General features: G+C 66.8%; 10 protein-coding genes. 9 read left to right on the top strand and 1 reads right to left on the bottom strand.

Features of this window, described 5'->3' with window-relative positions; all coding sequences use genetic code 11:
• Window positions 1-543: 543 nt before the first annotated feature.
• From IPJ61_RS03465 to IPJ61_RS03490, 6 genes are all read left to right on the top strand, one after another.
• Entirely contained in the window at window positions 544-1,146 is a 603-nt protein-coding gene (locus tag IPJ61_RS03465; RefSeq protein ID WP_297103085.1) for an acyltransferase, read from the top strand.
• Window positions 1,146-2,237, top strand: coding sequence for a DegT/DnrJ/EryC1/StrS family aminotransferase (locus IPJ61_RS03470; protein WP_297103088.1), 1,092 nt, complete (start codon window positions 1,146-1,148; stop codon window positions 2,235-2,237). Before IPJ61_RS03465 ends, IPJ61_RS03470 begins: the two co-directional genes overlap by 1 nt.
• Window positions 2,237-3,226, top strand: a complete 990-nt coding sequence (locus tag IPJ61_RS03475; protein WP_297103091.1) for a Gfo/Idh/MocA family protein — start codon at window positions 2,237-2,239, stop codon at window positions 3,224-3,226. The genes IPJ61_RS03470 and IPJ61_RS03475 overlap by 1 nt, the downstream gene beginning before the upstream one ends.
• A gap of 138 nt (window positions 3,227-3,364) precedes the next feature.
• The gene (gene aepX / locus IPJ61_RS03480) at window positions 3,365-4,723 is read left to right on the top strand and encodes a phosphoenolpyruvate mutase (RefSeq protein WP_297103094.1); all 1,359 of its coding nucleotides are present in this window, start codon (window positions 3,365-3,367) and stop codon (window positions 4,721-4,723) included.
• Window positions 4,720-5,850, top strand: a complete 1,131-nt coding sequence (aepY, locus tag IPJ61_RS03485; RefSeq protein ID WP_297103098.1) for a phosphonopyruvate decarboxylase — start codon at window positions 4,720-4,722, stop codon at window positions 5,848-5,850. Before aepX ends, aepY begins: the two co-directional genes overlap by 4 nt.
• Entirely contained in the window at window positions 5,847-8,591 is a 2,745-nt protein-coding gene (locus tag IPJ61_RS03490) for an iron-containing alcohol dehydrogenase (protein WP_297103100.1), read from the top strand. Before aepY ends, IPJ61_RS03490 begins: the two co-directional genes overlap by 4 nt.
• Before the next feature lie 6 nt (window positions 8,592-8,597).
• On the opposite strand, the gene IPJ61_RS03495 is transcribed toward IPJ61_RS03490, so the two are convergent.
• The gene (locus IPJ61_RS03495; protein WP_297103102.1) at window positions 8,598-11,267 is read right to left on the bottom strand and encodes a stealth family protein; all 2,670 of its coding nucleotides are present in this window, start codon (window positions 11,265-11,267) and stop codon (window positions 8,598-8,600) included.
• 129 nt (window positions 11,268-11,396) lie between these two features.
• Here IPJ61_RS03495 and IPJ61_RS03505 point away from each other — a divergent pair, with 129 nt between their 5' ends.
• From IPJ61_RS03505 to IPJ61_RS03515, 3 genes are all read left to right on the top strand, one after another.
• Complete coding sequence (locus tag IPJ61_RS03505) at window positions 11,397-12,752, top strand: Gfo/Idh/MocA family oxidoreductase (RefSeq protein ID WP_366505163.1); 1,356 nt, start codon at window positions 11,397-11,399, stop codon at window positions 12,750-12,752.
• Window positions 12,753-12,796: 44 nt separating this feature from the next.
• Window positions 12,797-15,412, top strand: a complete 2,616-nt coding sequence (locus IPJ61_RS03510; protein ID WP_297103105.1) for a bifunctional glycosyltransferase/CDP-glycerol:glycerophosphate glycerophosphotransferase — start codon at window positions 12,797-12,799, stop codon at window positions 15,410-15,412.
• Window positions 15,413-15,933: 521 nt separating this feature from the next.
• Entirely contained in the window at window positions 15,934-17,526 is a 1,593-nt protein-coding gene (locus tag IPJ61_RS03515) for a stealth family protein (protein WP_297103107.1), read from the top strand.
• The last annotated feature ends 2 nt before the right edge of the window (window positions 17,527-17,528 follow it).

The raw sequence follows: 17,528 nt of genomic DNA on the forward strand, positions 1-17,528 counted from the left end.
TTGGGCTGCACCGGACCTGAGGACGCCGACTCGCCGACAACCGGTCCCTGCTGGTCCGGCTCCTCGGCCCCTCCGAGGAGGAGATTGGGGGAAGGGGGGGGGGGGGGGGGGGGGTCCATGATCAACGCCGCTTGCAGCGCCTGGGCCGACGCCGTTGGGTCCTCGGTGACCGGCGCCAGCCCGGCCATGGCGCGGAAGAAGTTGATGGCCTGGAAAGTCGCCTTCTTCGAGGCTGCGCTCTGCGTCCCCACGGCCGCGGCAGGCTGTTCCTCGGGCGCGGTCGCGACACACCTGCTGACGTCGCCCGGTCCAGCCCGGCGATACCTGCCGGGTGGGCAACAGCTGGTTCAGGTATGCGGAGCGCACCGACTCCTTGTCGCCGGTGTCGATCCCCGAGTCGGCCCGCGCGTCCGACGCGAACGCAGCAACATATCAACGAACTGTACACCGGCAGACGGCGAAGAACAGGGGGCCTGCGGGTACTGCCCGATGGCTCGTCACCGGCGACGGATAGACTGTCCACCGACCCCCAAAGGAGACCATATGGCAGAGCATCGCATCCTCCCCTCAGCCGATCTCGACGACGGCGTCAGCATCGGCGACGGGTCCTCCATCTGGCACCTCGCGCAGGTGCGCGGCGGCGCGGACATCGGTGAGAACGTCATCGTCGGGCGCGGAGCCTACATCGGCAGCGGGGTCCACGTCGGGAACAACTGCAAGATCCAGAACTACGCCCTCGTCTACGAGCCCGCGCACCTCGAGGACGGAGTCTTCGTCGGGCCCGCGGCGGTGCTGACCAACGACACGTTCCCGCGGGCGATCAATCCCGACGGCACCCCGAAGAGCGCGCACGACTGGGAGCCGGTCGGGGTGACCCTTCGCGAAGGCTGCGCCATCGGCGCCCGCGCCGTGTGCGTCGCGCCGGTCACGGTCGGGCGCTGGGCGACAGTGGCTGCGGGCTCCGTCGTCACCAAGGACGTCCCCGACTTCGCTCTCGTTGCCGGTGTCCCTGCCCGCCGGATCAAGTGGGTGGGCCGGTCCGGCTTCCCGCTGGAGGCCACCGGCGACAACACGTTCACGGATCCGCACACGGGCGACCAGTTCGTCCAGGACGGCGAGACCCTCACTCTGATCAAGGAAGCCTGATGACTGAAGCCTTCATCCCGCCCGCCAAGCCGATCATCGGCGACGAGGAGCGCGAGGCCGTCGACCGCGTGCTGCGCTCCGGCATGATCGCCCAAGGCCCCGAGGTGGCCGCCTTCGAGACGGAGTTCTCTGCGCACTTCGGCCTCGACCGCGCCTGCGTCGCCGTGAACTCCGGGACCTCGGGCCTGCATCTCGGCCTGCTGTCCTCGGGCATCGGCGCAGGCGATGAGGTCATCGTGCCTTCTTTCACATTCGCCGCGACGGCAAATTCGGTCGCGCTGACCGGCGCCACCCCGGTCTTCGCCGACATCGCGCTCGACGACTTCACGCTCGACCCCGCCTCCGTCGAGGCCGCGATCACCGAGCGCACGAAGGCGATCATGCCGGTCCACCTGTACGGGCACCCGGCGAAGATGGACCAGTTGCAGGCCATCGCCGACAGGCACGGCCTGCTGTTGTTCGAGGACGCCGCACAGGCGCACGGCGCCTCGCTGCACGGCATCCCCGTCGGCGCGTTCGGCACCTTCGCCATGTTCTCGCTGTACCCCACCAAGAACATGACCTCCGGGGAGGGCGGCATGGTGTCGGCGGCCAACGCCGAAATCGAGCGGAACCTGCGCCTCTACCGCAACCAGGGCATGCTGCAGCAGTACCACAACGAGGTCGTCGGCCTGAACAACAGGATGACCGACATCCACGCCGCGATCGGCCGCGTGCAGCTGACGAAGGTCGGCGCGTGGACCAAGACTCGTCAGGACAACGCCGCGTTCCTGTCCGCGAACCTCGCGGGCGTCACTCCCCCGGCCGTGGCCGACGGCGCGGTCCACGTGTACCACCAGTACACGATCCGCGTGACTGACGACCGCGACGGATTCGCGAAGGCGCTGAAGGATGAGTACAACGTCGGCTCCGGCATGTTCTATCCCGTGCCGAACCATCGTCTGAAGCCGTTCCAGGTCGATGTGCACCTGGAGGGCACCGAGCGGGCCGCCCTCGAATGCCTCTCGCTGCCGGTGCACCCGTCGCTGTCGCAGGGCGAGCTGGAGCGCATCGTCTCCGCCGTGAACGCTGTCGCCCAGGCCGGTGCCTGATGGGGAACCTCCGCGCGGGCCTGATCGGGCTGGGCATGATGGGCCGCCACCACGCCCGTAACCTCCGGGCTGTCGACGGCGTGGACCTTGTCGCCGTCGCCGACGCGGCGGGCGACCCGCATGGCCTGGCCGACGGCTTGCCGGTGCTCGCGAGCGTCGACGAGTTGATCGCGCAGGGTCTCGACTACGTCGTCGTCGCCGCTCCCACCATGTTCCACGAGGAGATCGGCCTCGCGCTCGCCGACGCCGGTGTGCACGCGCTGATCGAGAAGCCACTCGCGAAGACCACCGAGGGCGCCCGCGCCCTCGCCAGGGCCTTCGCCGACAAGGGGCTCGTCGGGGCCGTCGGACACATCGAGCGGTACAACCCGGCGCTGCAGTCGCTGCGGAAGCGGCTCGAGGCCGGCGAGCTGGGCGACATCTACCAGATCTGCACCCGCCGCCAAGGCCCGTTCCCTGCCCGGATCGCCGACGTCGGCGTGATCAAGGACCTCGCCAGCCACGACGTCGACCTCACGGCGTGGGTGACGCAGCGCGACTACGAGCTCGTCGCCGCGCGCACCATGTTCAAGGCCGGGCGCGAGTACGAGGACATGGTCTCGGCGACCTGTCAGCTCAGTGGCGGCCTGATGAGCAACCACCTCGTCAACTGGCTCACCCCGGCGAAGGAGCGCCTGACGATCGTGACCGGCGAGAAGGGCATGTTCGTTGCCGACACCCTCACCGCAGATCTCACCTTCCACGCCAACGGGACCGTCATCACCACGTGGGACGACATCGCGCAGTTCCGCGGGGTCTCCGAGGGCGACGTCACGCGCTTCGCCATCGCGAAACCCGAGCCGCTGCGCATCGAGCACCAGAACTTCCGCGACGCCGTGCTCGGCCGTCCGGCCGACATCGTGACCCTCGCGCAGGGCGCCCGTGTCGTGGAGGTCTGCGAGGCGATGATCGAGTCGGCCGCGACCAACCGGTTCGTCGCGATCGGCTGAGAGCTACCGGGCGCGAGGCGCCTCCAACATGTCTACCCGAGCGGGATTCTGCTCACGCCTGCGACCTCGATGTGAATCCGCACCCGACTCAGCGCTACGATCGTTTGTTAACCGAACGTTCACACAAACGTGGTCGCAATGCGGAGGGGAGCCACCCACGGGTGGCGCAACGACAAGGGAAACAACGACGTGCCAGCAAGCAAGACGGTGTATATAGCGATTTCATCCGACATCCTGCACAAGGGGCACCTGAAGATCATCGACGTCGGGGCCGAGTTGGGCGACGTGACCGTCGGGCTCCTCACGGACGAGAGCATCGCGACCTACAAGCGGCTCCCGGTGGTGGACTGGGAGTCGCGGAAGGCGCTCGCCGAGAGCCTCGGGAAGGTGAAGAACGTCGTCGCACAGGAGTCGCTGTCGTATGCCGACAACCTGCGCGCGCTGAAGCCCGACTACGTCGTCCACGGCGATGACTGGCGTTCCGGCATCCAGGCGATGGCCCGCGACGAGGTCATCAAGGTCCTGGCCGAGTACGGCGGCGAGCTCGTCGAGGTCCCCTACACCGAGGGTGTCTCCGGCTCGGACATCGATCACGCGATGCGCCCGATCATCAACACCACGGAGTTGCGTCGTGGCAAGCTCCGTCGCCTCCTGGCGCTGCGCCCGTACATCCGCGCGATGGAGGTGTCCAACGGGCTCAGCGCGCTGATCGTCGAAAACGTGCAGTCGTTCGACCCGAAGACGATGAGCGTGCGCGAGTACGACGCGTTCTGGGTGAGCAGCCTCTGCGACTCCTCGTTCAAGGGCAAGCCCGACATCGAGCTCGTCGACTGGTCCAGCCGCATGGAGACCATCGACGAGATCATGGAGGTCTCCACCAAGCCGATCATCGTCGACGGCGACACCGGCGGCCGCATCGAGCACTTCAAGTACACCGTTAAGACCCTCGAGCGCGCGGGCGTCTCCGCCGTCATCATCGAGGACAAGACCGGCCTGAAGCAGAACTCGCTGTTCGGCACCGACGCGGTGCAGGTCCTCGACGATCCGCAGGCCTTCGCCGAGAAGATCAACGCCGGCAAGCAGGCCCAAGTGACGCGCGACTTCATGATCATCGCCCGCCTGGAGAGCCTCATCGCCGGGGCGGGGATCGACGACGCCATCGAGCGCGCCAAGATCTACATCGAGGCCGGCGCCGACGGCATCATGATCCACTCGCGGCACAAGGACGGCGAGGAGATCCGCGAGTTCATGCGCCGCTTCCGCGAGTACAGCACCGACGTCCCGGTCGTGATGGTGCCGACGTCGTACAACCACCTCTACGAGGAGGAGCTGCACGAGATCGGCGCCAACGTCATCATCCACGCTAACCACCTGCTGCGCAGCGCCTACCCGGCGATGCTGCGCACCGCCCAGAAGATCCTGGATGCGGGCCGCAGCAAGGAGGTCGACGATGAGATCATGTCGATCAAGGAAGTCCTGAGGTTGATCCCCGAATGAGCGTCATCGATACCACCGCCTTCTACGACCACCTGGTCGGCCAGGGCGTCGAGCTGTTCACCGGAGTGCCCGACTCGCTGCTGCAGGACCTGTGCGCCTGCATCTACGACCGCACGCCTCGCGAGGCGAACATCGTCGCCGCGAACGAGGGCAACGCCGTCGGGCTTGCCTGCGGCTACCACGTGGCCACGGGCAAGTACGCGGCGGTGTACCTCCAGAACTCCGGTCTGGGCAACATCGTCAATCCGGTGCTCTCGCTCGCTCACTCCGAGGTCTATGGAATCCCGATGCTGCTGATCATCGGCTGGCGGGGCGAGCCCGGCGTGAAGGACGAGCCGCAGCACGTCGCGCAGGGTCGCCTGACCACGGCGATGCTGGACGCGATGGAGGTGCCGTACCAGGTCGTCGACCCGGATCGCTGGCAGACGCAGATCGACGACGCGCTGGCCACCATGCGCGAGGCCAACGCCCCCGTCGCGCTGCTCGTCCGCAAGGGCACCTTCAGCACCTACCCCTTCGCGACGCCCAGCAAGCCCGGCCTGACGCTCACCCGTGAGGCGGCCCTCGCCGCGGTGCTTGAGGCCATCGGCCCCGATGCCTTCGTGGTGTCGACCACCGGCAAGACCTCCCGCGAGGTGTTCGAGCTGCGTGAAGGTCGCAGCGAGGGCCACGCGCGCGACTTCCTCACCGTCGGCGGCATGGGGCATAGTTCCTCGATCGCCATGGGCGCCTGCCTCGGCACCGAGGATCTCGTCTACTGCGTCGACGGCGACGGCGGCTTCCTCATGCACATGGGGTCGGCTCCGGTCATCGCGCAGCGCGCCCGCGACAACTACCGCTACATCCTGATCAACAACGGCGCGCACGAGTCGGTCGGCGGGCAGCCGACCGTCGCGTTCGACATCGACATCCCCGCGATCCTGAAGGGCTCGGGCTTCGAGCACGTCGAGCTGGTCACCGACGGCGCGGACATCGCCGACGCTGTGGCACGGGTCACGGCCCGGCCGCGGTCCGCGCTCATCGTCGAGACGGTCCAGGGATCGCGGCCGGACCTCGGGCGGCCCACGGTTTCGCCGTCGGCCAACAAGGTCGACATGATCGCGGAGTTCGAGGGGACTCGCCGTTGAAAGCTCTGATCTTCAACTCCGGTGTGGGCAACCGCATGGGGGACTTCACGCGTGACAACCACAAGTCGATGGCCGTGCTCTCCGATGGCGAGACCATCTTCGGGCGCCAGCTGCGGCTTCTCGCCGCGGTCGGCATCACCCAGATCGTCGTGACGACGGGGCCGCACGTGGAGCAGCTCCGCGGCGTGGCCGCCGGCTTCCCCGGGCTGGACGTGTCGTTCGTCGCCAACGACGTCTACGACACGACCAACTACATCTATTCGATGTACCTGGCGCGCGATCTCCTCGACGACGACATCCTCATGCTGCACGGCGACCTGGTCTTCGACCGCGGCGCGCTCCCCGCGATCCTCGCGGACCCGCGGCACTCGCTGGGTGCCGTGAACGCGTCACTGCCGCAGCCGGACAAGGACTTCAAGGCCCGCATCGACGTCGACCTCATCACCGAGGTCTCCGTGAAGATCCACGACGCCGACTGCGTCGCCTTCCAGCCGTTGTACAAGCTGAGCAGGGCCGCCATCGGCGCCTGGCTCGGCCGCGTGAGCGACTTCGTGGAGGCGGGCACCACCGGCGTCTACGCGGAGAACGCGCTGAACGAGATCGTCCACGACGCCGACATCCGTGCCTGGTCTTACGCGGACCACTTCGTCAACGAGATCGACACGATTGAGGACTTGGCAGTGCACGCCGCGGCGCTGCGCCTGCGCGACTTCGACGACCAGCCGATCCTCGCCGCCCCGGGCTCCCTCGCGCGGCTCCCGGAGTTGCTGGCCGAGGCCCGGTCGGCCCGGCCGCTGGTCGTCGGCGGCCGGAGCTTCCAGTCGTCGCCGGTGAAGCAACTGCTCGACGACGCCGGCGTGGGCTACTCCCTCTTCTCCGGATATTCCCCCAACCCGAAGCTGCCGGAGGTGCTCGCCGGGCTCGCGGAGTTCCGCGGTCAGGGCTGCGACGCGATCGTCGCCGTCGGTGGAGGCAGCGCGATGGACGTAGCGAAGTGCATCAAGCTCCTCGCCGCCACCGACTCCGTGGAGTTCCCGGGGTTCGGCGCGCCGCTCGTGCGCAACATACCCCAGATCGCCATCCCGACGACGGCGGGCACCGGGTCCGAGTCGACCCACTTCGCCGTCGTCTACATCGAAGGCGAGAAACACTCGATCGCGCACGACGCCCTGCTGCCGGACTACGTCATCCTCGAGCCGGAACTGCTGCGCAGCCTGCCCGATTACCACAAGAAGGCCAGTCTGTTGGACGCACTCGCGCAGTGCGTCGAGTCCACCTGGGCCAAGGATGCGACACCGCAGAGCAAGGGCTACGCCCGCCGCGGCCTACAGCTGATCCTCGACAACTTCTTTCCCTACTTCCACAAGGGCATCGACTTCGACGTCGAGGTCACGCGCCGGATCCAGCTCGCCGCAAACTACAGCGGACGCGCGATCAATCTGACCAAGACGACGGCGCCCCACGCCATGAGCTACGGCCTCACGTCACACTACGGCCTCGCGCACGGCCACGCCGCCGCGCTCAGCCTCCGCGCAGTGTGGAGCTACTACGCCGCGGTCGCCGAGGACGGCGGCCCCGAGGCCGACGGCCTGCGGCAATCGCTCGCCGAACTGAACGACGTCTTCGGCGTTAAGTCCTCGAAGCAGGCCATCGGCAAGCTCGACGCCATCCTCGACACCCTGCACCTCGCCGACCCGATCGACGTCGACCAGCTCGTCGGCGGGGTCAACGCCGAGCGTCTGGGCAACAGCCCCGTCCCGATGACCCCGGCGGATCTTCGCCGGGCTTACGAGCACGCGTTGGGACTGCGTCGCAGCGCGACGCCGCGCCGGTACAGCCGCCGGGTGCCGGGCAGGTACGAGAAGATCGCCCATCGCGACCTGCCGGACCTGCAGGCGCACGAGTTGCAGATCCTCGCCCAATTCGACGAGTTCTGCACCGCCCACGATCTCAGGTACTACCTCAGCGAGGGCAGCATGCTGGGCGCCATCCGGCACGGCGGCTTCATCCCATGGGACGACGACATCGACGTGATGATGCCGCGCTCCGACTACCAGCGGCTGCTCAAGCTCGTCGCGCAGGGTGAGCTACCGCCCGCGCTGAACCTCGACAGCTTCGAGACGAACCCGAAGCACTGGGTGCTCGGATCGAAGATCCAGATGACGGAGCCGACGAGGTTCGTCCAGCCGCAGGTGGCGCACGTATCGATGGCGCCAGGCCCGCACATCGACATCTTCACCGTGGACCCGGTGGAGAAGCCGTTCGGCCGGAAGTTCCGGCTCCAGGCCTACCTCCTTCGGGGCCTGCGTCGCGGTCTTTTCATGAGCTCCGGCCGCTCCGCCCCGGGCTTCCGCAACAACCTCCTGGCGCGGACCCCGATCTTCCTGCTCACCAAGGTCGTTCCGACGGCGACGGTGCACAAGTGGATCGTGTACATGCTCTCGGAGTTCAACGCGAAGCCCACCTCCGCACACTGGGCCAACCTGTGCAGCTACTACGCGCTGAGCAGGCAGGTGTTCCCCAAGGAGTGGTTCGGCGAGGGTAGAAGGGTCCCCTTCGAAGGTCTGTCCATCCCTGTTCCGGACCGCGCCGAGGACATGCTCGCCAGCATCTACGGCCCCAACTACGGGGGTATTCCCGTCGTCGGGGACGGGCACCGTAAGCACGACTTCTACGTCGAGATCCTCTCGCCGTCCGCGCCGTCCGCAGCGTCCGCGCCGTCGGCACCGTCGGCCGACTAGCTCCGACTAGCTCTCGTACGGGGAGGCCTCGGGGTACTGCGCCTCGAGGAACTCCCGCATCATCCGCGCCTGGGTGGCGAGATCGATGTCGCGATACATCGTCCCGTTGAGGCAGTAGAACGCGGGCCGCTGCTTGGCGATCAACTTCAGGCGCGCCGGGAAGTCCCTGCGTCCGGTGTCGGCGTACACATACTCGAGCGCGGCCCCCGGCCACTCGACCCCGCGCCGCGTCGCCACCGCGTAGTACTGGGCCAACATGGAGGCCACCGAGTAGTCGGTGTGAGCTCTGAACCGCGAACCCCGCGTCTGGGCGAACACCTCGGGGTAGCGCTGCTCCATCTCCTCGAGCATGCTCCGAAGGAGGGGGTGGGCGACGTGCTTGGTCTTGTGGGTGGGTGTCATGCCGAACTCGCGCCGCATGAGCGTGACCGCGTTGTACGAGGCCCAATCCGTCGGAATCGCGTCGTCCGCCGGGCGGCCGGAAGTGACGAACGCCGACGGCGAGAACCGGCTCTTGATCATCCCTGCCTGCGTGTAGAAGTCATCGACCCTCATCTCCCGACCGAGGAACACGTCGTCGTTGAAGTACAGGAAGCGGTCCGCGAGGCCGGGGATGCGGTGCAGACAGGCCTCGATGGCGTGGGAGTTGAAGGTCGGCAGAACGGAGGGGTCCGGGAAGATATCCGAGTGCGGCACTACCCGGATGCGGTCCGTGTCCTGCGGCAGCCACGCGGGGCGCTGCCCGTTGGTCACTATGTGGATGTTGCGGACGAAGGGCGCGTACATCCAGACGGACCGGATCGAGTACCGCAGCTCGTCGCGGGCGAGGTAGCGCTCATCGTTCGCCGCCGAGGGCATGTCGAACTCGACCTCGCTGCTCCACCGCCGGCGCTCGCGCGCCCATTCGGCGTCGTCGGAGTCGACCCAGGTGTAGACGATGTCCACGGGCTCCTCCGCGGCCGGTCCTGCCAACGGGGCGACGTCGCCGTCGTCGGCGACTCCGAAGTCGCTCGACCAGTCGACCTTTTCGAGCCGGTGCCTGCGGGCCACGAGGCGGCCGTACCGCGGCTCAAGCAGGGCGATCTCCACCCCTCCTGTCCTGTCTGGCTTCCGGACGTCAGCGGGATGCCGGGCGCCGACGACGACGGACTCGCTGGCGGCGAAGTCCGAGAGCAGTAACTCCGCAGCGCCCTCCCGGGGCCGGTACTTCGCGCCGGCCCCCGTCCACACCACGAGCTCGGCGTCGGCCGGCAGCGCAATCCCCTTCACCGCGCGGTAGACGCGGTCCGCGTCGTCGGCACGCACGCCGAGGATCTGCGTGTAGGGGCTGCTCCAGCCGCGGTAGGCAATCCCGTGCGCATCGAACGCCGCTCGCACGAGGCGGTCAAGCTCGGCCCTGCGGACCCGCGGGACCACCGACAGCCGGCGGCCGTCGTCCGGGGCGCCGGACGCGTCGACTGCACTCGGCCCGGACCGCCGGAGCGCCCTCGCCGCGAGCCTGCGCGCCCGACTCTCGACCTTGGCGAGCAGCGTCCTTGGCGTGTCCTGCGCGATCGCGAAGCCGATGCGCTCTCGCACGCTGCGGCCCGCCTTGGCGCGTCGAACCTTGGCCTCTGCGCGCAGGCGTCGGTTCTCCGTGACGTAGCGCCGAAGGGTCTCGCGCACCTGAACGACGCCGAAGTCGGCCTGGTCGCCGCCGCGGGCGAGGTCCTCGATCGCGCGGGCGCACGCGACCCCCGAAGCACCGAGGTTGGTGAAGTAGCGATTCACGAATGCCGCGTAGAGGTCGTCGTCGGCCAAGGCGCCACGAGACCTCTCGTAGGCGCCGCCGACTGGGTCGCCCGGACGCCAGAACGCGGCGAGCTGCGCGAGGGAGTCGCGCGTCCTGTCGCCGTCGGAGAGCCGGAAGAGCGACTCGCTCGTCTCGTTGATCTCGTCGACGAGGAGGACCGGCTTCCTCAGCGCGAGCGCGTCGTAGATCGCGCCGGAGTAGTCGCTGACGATGCAGTCGTGCTGGGTGATGACCTCCGCGGGGTGGGCGTCCGGCAGAAAGACCCTGAGGCCGCGTTCCCCGGCCAGCTCGCGCATCTCGAAGTCGGCGTGATGTACCTTGACCGCGACCTCAGCGTCGAGGCCGGTGAGCGCGTTGAGCACGGAGACACGGTCGGAGAGGTCGCCGTAGGTCGGCATGTACAGGAGCTTCAGCCTCTGCGACGACGGCGCCGGGGGCGGCGGCATGCCGTGGTCGGGAACGTAGCCGTCGAAGAGTGGATTGCCGACGGCGACCGCGGTTGCGTAGCCAGAGACTAGGCGGGTCGAGTAATCGCCGTACATCAGGTTCAGGCTGGCCTGCGCGCGCCAGGGTCCGTACTGGTACGCCTCCTTCGCCAGGCTGTACTGCTGCGCGACGAGCAGGGACCTGCTGAAGAACTGGAGCGCGGCGACCGGCGTCTGGCACACGAGGACGTCGCATTCGCCGTCGATGGACGCCAGCCGGGAGCTCTCTATCCACGCGATGCGGCAGCCGGGAATCTGCGTCAAGATGTCGTCGCTCGACACGCTGAAGTCTTCGTCGCGTAGTTCGACGTAGACGGTGACCTCCGCGCTCAGGTGTGCGGCGATCGCGCGGTAGTGGAACAGCTGATACGGCGTGGTGAGGATGAAGCCGACGTTCACCATGAGAACAGTACCCGCGTCCGACGCCTCCAGACCTCCCCGCCCGAATAGGTGTCGGCGTCGACACCACTGGAAAAGTCTCCGTGTAGTCTTCGTTGCCACAGCCTCGACTCCACGAGCGGAGGAACCGTGACGCGAGTCATCACCTACGGAACGTTCGACCTGTTCCACGAGGGGCACCGTCGGCTCCTTGAGCGGGCCAGGTCACTCGGTGACTACCTCATCGTCGGCGTTACCACCGAGGGTTACGACGACACGCGCGGCAAGCTCAATGTCCGCGACTCGCTGGTGGAGCGGCTCCGCAAGGTCACCGAGTCCGGCCTCGCCGACGAGGTCATCGTCGAGGAGTACGAGGGGCAGAAGATCCGCGACATCCAGCGGTACAACATCGACGTCTTCGTCATCGGCTCGGACTGGGAGGGCAAGTTCGACTACCTCGCCGACTACTGCGAGGTCGTCTACCTAGACCGGACGAAGGGCGTGTCGAGCACGGAGTTGCGGCAGGCCGACGGGATCATCCGGCTCGGCGTCGTCGGCGCGGGCAGAATCGCCCGGCGCTTCGTGCGTGAGTCCCGCCATGTCTCGGGCGTCGATGCGGTCACGGTGTGGGCGCGTGACCCGGTCAAGCGGCGCGCGTTCGCCGACGCCTTCGAGCTGCCGGGAACCAGCGGCAGTTTCGAGGAACTCCTCTCCGAGGTCGACGCCGTCTACATCGCCAGCCCTCACGAGACGCACGTGCCGTATGCAAGGCAGGCGCTCGGCGCAGGCGTCCATGTGCTGTGTGAGAAGCCGATGGGCCTCCGCGCGGACGAGGTGGTCGAGCTCTACGATCTGGCCGACGAGAGGGGCCTCGTCCTCCTTGAGGCCCTCAAGACGGCGTTCGCACCGGGCTTCCAGCGGATGGTCGCCATCGCGCGGGGAGGGACGATCGGCAGCATCCGCTCGGTCGACGCCACCTTCACCAAGCTCATCCGCACCGGGCGCGAGGTCGACTCCCCCGTCGGCGGGGCCATCACCGAGCTGGCTTCCTACCCCCTTCTCGCCATCACGAAGCTCCTGGGCGACAACCCGGACGAGATCATCTGCCGCGCGTTCAAGCCCGAGGACAGCCTTGTCGAGCAGTTCGCGCGCATCGATCTCGCGTATCCGCACGCCATCGCCACCGCGAAGGTGGGTATCGGGGTGAAGTCGGAGGGTGACCTCGTGGTCGCAGGCACGCAGGGCTACCTCTACGTTCCCTCGCCGTGGTGGCTTACCGAGTACTTCGAGACCCGGTTCGAGGATCCCCGCGAGAACCGCAAGTACTACTACAAGTACGACGGCGACGGCCTGCGTTACGAGCTGGCCGAGTTCATGATCATGATCCGCGACCGGGCGGCGGAGTCGTTCAAACTCCGGCGCGGCGAGTCTGTCGCGCTGGCCCGCATCATCGAGCAGGCACGCGCCAACCCGTGTGTCTTCGGCCTGGAGCACGGTGGGGCCTAACGATGCCGAACTCCTGTGGACCGACGCACTGTAGTATCCCGTAAATGCCTCACGCGAGCCCACTTTTCAGCGTCATCTCGGCGCTCTACAACGTCGCTCCCTACCTGAGGCAATTCCTCGAGTCCTTCGCCGCGCAGAGCCTCGAACACAACCGGTTCGAGCTGGTGCTCGTGTCGGACGGCTCGCCCGACGACTCAGAGGCAATCATCGAGGACTTCGCCCGGACCAGCGATCTCCGCATCACGTTGCTGCGCAAGGAGAACGGTGGGCAGGGCTCGGCGAGGAACCTGGGGTTGGAGCACGCGAAGGGCGCGTGGATCACGTTCACCGACCCGGACGACTGGGTGAACCCGACGTATCTGGAGAGCGTCGCGCAGGCCCTTGGCGACCCCGAGCTCGCCAAGGCTCGGCTGTACATCGCCAAAATGGTGCGTTATCTCGAGGCCGACGACACCTACGACCTCAAGCACCCGCTCGCCTACCGGTTCGAGGCCAAGGACAAACTCGTGAACCTTGACCGCTTGCCCAAGTATTTCCACATGCATGCGGCCTCCGCCTTCTTTCGCAGGGACCTCGTCGAAGGATCGGCGCTGCGTTTCGACGTGCGCCTCCCCGTGTTCGAGGACGCCGCGTTCACGGCGCTCTACCTCCTGGCTTGCGACGGCGACCCCGTGGCCTACCTCTCGAACGCCGAGTACTACTACCGGGTGCGAGCGGCGGGCGACTCCTCGGTCCAGATCTCGAACCTCAAGGTCGAGAAGTACACCGTCGTGCCGCGCGCGGGGCACCGGGCCCTTGTCGACCACGCGATGCGGACGCTCGGCCGAGTGCCCGCATGGCTGCAGTTCCTGCTCTTTTACGACATCGCGTGGTACTTCCGCTCCGAGGCCTCCGACAACAAGCCGAGCTCGCGCCTCGACGACGAGATCTGCCGCCAGCTGGACGCGGACTTCGCTAACACTCTCGGCCACATCGCCGCCGATGTGATTCTCCAGTCGCTCTCTCCCAACCTATCGCCCGCGATGAAGCAGGGCATCATCGCGCGCTACTACGAAGACGTCGCGTTGCCACCCATGCTGCGCGTGGTGACGGTCGACCACACGCGCAACATCATGAAGCTCGTCGGCTTCACCAAGAACCCGCACCCGACGGTCACGGTGTCGAGGAACGGCGCGCGCCACACGCCAGCCATGATGTCGGTGGCGCCGGTCAGGGCCTTCGGGGAGACCCTCACTCATCAGTTGACCTTCTGGGTCCCGATCATGAGCAGCGCGGCCATCTCCGTCGACGGCGTCTTCCACGGGCTGGAACCCGCGGGCGGGCGGGTGCCGGGAGACGCGTCCAACGGGGCGGTGCGGGCGCTCGATCAGTACCGCACGACGCACCCCCGTCCGAGGGTGGCACCACCCGCTACGTTCACGGCAAAGGTGCTCCGGAGGTTGACCGGGGGCCGAGTCACCGAGTCCGACCTCGAGCTTCTGAGGAAGGGGTCGGTTCCCGCGGCGCTCCACGTCAGGTACCGCGACTGCTGGATCCTGATGGATCGCATCGGCCTCGCCAACGACAACGCCGAGCACCTCTACCGGCACATCATGAAGGCCCATCCGAAGACGAAGGCGTTCTTCGTGTTGTCGGGGGAGAGCCCCGATTGGAGTCGGCTGGAGGCCGAGGGGTTTCGGCTCATCGAACACAACAGCCCCGAGTTCTACATCGCTCTCACACAGGCCACGGCGCTGATCAGCTCGCATCTCGATGGGTTCATCACCGACCCGCTCCCCTGGGGGCTCCGCCGGTACCGCAACTGGAAGTTCGTCTTCCTACAGCACGGCATCACCTTGCACGACATGTCCACCTGGTTCAACTCCAAGGACATCTCCCTCATGGTCACGGCTTCCCGTCAGGAACACGCCGACATCGGCGGCCTCGGCTCGCCCTACACGGTCACCCCCTTGGAGGCGAGGCTGACCGGCATGCCTCGCCACGACCGCCTCCGGGACGCGGCGACTGCACCCAAGAACCGGGTCGTCGTCTCGCAGACGTGGCGCAGGTCCCTTGCCGAGTCCGAGCCGGGCCTCTCCGGGGCGTGGCGGGCGCGAGCCGACATCACCGGCTCCGCCTACTTCCAGTCCTTCAGCTCCCTCATCGAGCGGCTCAGCGCACCCGGCAGCCTTCCCGTGGGCATGGGAGTCGCGTTTCTTCCTCACCCGTCGATGAACGGCCTTGGAGAGGCCATGCAGGCCCTGCACCCCGGCATGGAGCTGCTCGCCTGGACGGACCTTCCCTTTTCAGATCTGGTATCTTCCGCGGCCGTCTGGGTCACCGACTACTCGTCGACCGCCTTCGACGCGGCATATGCGGGCGTCCCGGTCGCGTACCTGCAGTCCGACCGCGACGAGGTCTACGGCGGCGGCAGCCATATATATCAGCGGGGCTACTTCGACTACGAACGCGATGGCTTCGGCCCTGTCTCGGAGTCCCCGACTGTGCTCGCCGAGCACATCGGAAGGCTCGCGGTGGAAGGCATGGCGAACGAGCACAGGCGTCGCGTCGACGAGACCTTCCTTCCGAACGACGGCGAGAACTCGGAGCGGGTGTTCCGCGCGATCAACTCACTGTTCCAGGTGCAACCCGCTAGACGGATCCTGAAGCGGATCGACTAGCGGGTCGCCGCACGAACGACGCCTTTGCCGACAACCCTTCTCGGGCCCCGCATCCTGAGGCCCGACTTGAGTCGCAATCTCCTTCAACCGCCGTTCGAGGCGCTTCGTCTCCTTATCCTCCCTCCACGCGCGCCTAGAGGCCCAGATGAGCGCCGCCGCATCCGCGTCTGTGCCGAGAATCACCGAGACCAATGGCACGATGAACCTCTCCTTGTTCAGGACCCGCGCCGCTCCCTAACCACAGTCCACGCCACGCCACCGGCGCGCTGTTGAACTCAGGTTTGTTCATCTCCATGCGGTGGACGGCCGGTCGGCGCGCGGAGTGGTCCTCCCACGGGTCCGGTCCTTGAGCGGATCCCACGGTATGTTTCGGAACAAGAGTTCACCCGGCCCTGTAGGAGATGCGTTGACCCGAGTCATCACATACGGCACCTTCGACCTGTTCCACGAAGGGCATCGCAGGCGCCTCCGACGTGCCGAGGCGCCGCGGCGCTTCGGGCTCCGCGCGACGGAGGGACCGGATGCGCGATGACGAGGAAGGCAGCCGCGCGATGCCGTTGACCACCGTGACTGATCTCATTGACCGTTTCTGGCGGCGCGTCAGGAGCGCCCCGACCCAACGCCACGCAGAACCGTCGCCCACACCGCCTGCGCCGGAGACGAAACTGCTCCCGGTCGAGATTCTGGTCGACAACTTCCATGCCGTCACGAGCGCGCTGACCGCGGAGGGCATCGCGTCCTGGCTCATATCCGACGAGACGAGCATTCGAAGCATCGTCGGCATCATGGCTTCTGATCGGGCGGCATTCGGGCGATCTTTGGGACGGTTGGCAGACCGAGGCTATTGGGTGCGCCTTCCGGACAAGACAAGGCCTGAGGCCCCCCTATCGACGTTCGATCATTCCGAGCTGGTGAAGCTCAGCACCGTCTTCGTGCTCTTCAAGCGGTACACCGTGGCCGGCAGCGATCTTCTCATCCGCGGCGACTACAGCTGCGAGGTCGAGTTGTGGGAGAGCGAGACAGTGAACGGAGCTGAATACCTGATGGCTCCGCGCGAGAACCGGGCCGCTAGGCAGCTCGCCGCCGAGGGGTTCGACCTAGCCACAACAACCTGGCACGGCGTCGAGGCGCTGACACCAAGGGTGCTCCTAGATCGGATGATCGACGACGTGACGTTCCCGATCGATGTCGTCTACACCTGGGTAGACGGCAGCGACCCTCGCTGGCGCGAAAAGCGGGCGCGGGCTGAGGCCGAGGCGACCGGTCTCGAGTTCCACCCCGAGGCCACCATCGCCTCGCGATTCGCCGACCACGAGGAGCTGCGGTATTCGCTGCGCTCGCTGGAGTACTTCGCCCCATGGGTGCGCAAGATCTACCTGGTCACCGACGACCAGGTACCCGCCTGGATGGACACCACCAACCCGAAGATCCAGGTCGTCGACCACCGCGACATCTTCACTAACCCGGCGAACCTACCCACGTTCAACTCCAACGCGATCATCTCCTCGCTGCATCACATCGAGGGCCTGTCCGAGCACTACATCTTCATGAACGACGACGTATTCCTCGGGCGCTGGGTCACGCCTGACCGGTTCTTCACACCATCGGGCCTTGCCAAGGCCTTCGCCTCATACAACCGTCGCCCATTCGCCCCGGCACGGGTCGAGGACGAACCTCACCTGAACCTGACCCGAAACATCAGGCAGCTCCTCCGAGAGCGTTTCGGGATCACAGTCTCACGGGCCATCAAACACACCCCCCACCCTCAGTTGCGGTCGGTTCAGTACGAGATTGAGGATGCCTTCCGAGCCCGCTACGAGCAGACCTCGTCCCATCCATTCCGTCATCACGACGACATCGCGGCGGACCAACTCTTCCACTACTACGGTCAGATTACCGGTCAAGCGGTTGCCGGATCATCCCGATACGAGTACATCAACACGAAGGACAGCGGAGATCGTGGCCAGCTTCACGATCTCAACAAGAAACACAATCGCGACTTCTTCTGTTTGAACGATACCCCTCTACTGGATGTAGATCCGATGACCGACGAGGAGATCACGAAGTTCCTGACTGCGTACTTCCCGCTCCCCTCGTCCTTCGAGAAGGGGTAACG

Origin of the sequence: Tessaracoccus sp. (genome assembly GCF_016714275.1) — a bacterium.
Lineage (GTDB): Bacteria > Actinomycetota > Actinomycetes > Propionibacteriales > Propionibacteriaceae > Arachnia.